Genomic DNA, 674 nt, shown 5'->3' on the forward strand with positions numbered 1-674 from the left:
CTTTCTAGTAGATTTTCCTTATAAAGGCTACGCTCTCGACTTTTCTTTATATATTATATATAATAAATTCAAGAAATGTTCTAAATATACCCGCCGGGGTTAGAAGTATAAATAATAGTTATTTAGTATTAGGGAGTAGGAGAAATAGTATAAGGATAAAGCTTTAGTTACTTATAAGTTAGCTAATTCTAATATAGATATTTCCTATTTTTAGCGTGAGATTAAGATTACTTAGGGTCGCGTTACTATATTATAGTGGTATCTATTAACTATTCTAAATACCTATACGCAACTATATAAATCTTAGTAATTTATTTGTGATTGTAGTATATAGATGTTATCCTATAATACTAAGGTTTCAAAATATTTCGATACTTCCTCTCCTCCGTCATCTGGTCCTTCGGAATCTATTAAAGGTCTAGATCTATTTTTCTAGGATCGGTTACTTTTAGACTCTTCCCTCCTTAGTCTCAATAAGCCTTAATTACTTCAGGTGTGTTCTTAAGGTTCTTTATAGGCTCGTAAGTGTTTTCTAAGTTATTGTAGCCTTTCTATTTTACTAGGTAGTGAAGTTCTCCACTAATCCTTTTCTTATCTAGGATTCTTTCTACTTTATATTCTTATTCTTGGTTTTCTTCTTATATTTCTAGTTCGTATAGTTTAGTATTTTACGG

At 30.0% G+C, this 674-nt stretch carries 1 pseudogene; it reads right to left on the reverse strand.

Annotated elements, in window-relative coordinates:
- Window positions 1-470: 470 nt before the first annotated feature.
- Window positions 471-539 (reverse strand): annotated as a pseudogene (locus ACYVBS_RS14675) (chromo domain-containing protein); the annotation flags it as partial.
- Between the last annotated feature and the right edge of the window lie 135 nt (window positions 540-674).

Source organism: Lysobacter olei, from assembly GCF_054777355.1.